The sequence below is a fragment of the Pseudomonas viridiflava genome, from assembly GCF_900602065.1.
In the GTDB taxonomy this organism is placed as follows: domain Bacteria; phylum Pseudomonadota; class Gammaproteobacteria; order Pseudomonadales; family Pseudomonadaceae; genus Aquipseudomonas.
Genome location: NZ_UWFN01000086.1, coordinates 1 through 574, shown reverse-complemented (window position 1 = coordinate 574; position 574 = coordinate 1). Strand labels below are relative to the sequence as shown.

Sequence of the window (574 nt, the reverse complement as noted above, 5' to 3'; positions counted from 1 at the left end):
TGTCGGGCCTGGACGACACCAACGGCCAACGTTACAACCAGTGCGGCATCTCCAAATACTGATGTATCACCACGCCCGGACGTCTGATCAACGGCACCGTGCCGGGCGGTGGTTACGGGATCAAGTCCGGTACATCGATGTCTGCGCCGCATGCCACGGGTGCGCTCGCGCTGGTGATGGAACGCTTCCCCTACATGAACAACGAGCAGGCGTTGCAGGTGCTGCTGACCACGGCGACCCAACTGGACGGCTCGGTCACCCAGGCACCCAATGGCAACGTGGGCTGGGGCGTGGCTAATCTGGAGCGGGCCATGCGCGGGCCGGGTCAGTTGCTCGGCACCTTCGATGCAACGCTGGGCGCAGGCCAGACCGATACCTGGAGCAACAACATTTCCGATCAGGCGCTGATCCAGCGTCAGGCCGAAGACCGCACCGAGCAAGCCACATGGCGACAGACGCTGGTCCGTAAAGGCTGGCAGAACGGCGTGGCCAGCACGGCCAGTCAGCAGGATCAGACCGATTATGCCGTCGGCACCGCACGGGCGGCCGCCGCTGCACAGCGCCAGTATCAGGG

1 pseudogene is annotated in these 574 nt (G+C 64.5%); it reads left to right on the top strand.

Annotated features, from left to right (window positions below):
- Positions 1 to 574, top strand: a pseudogene (locus EE949_RS01380) (S8 family serine peptidase); the annotation flags it as partial.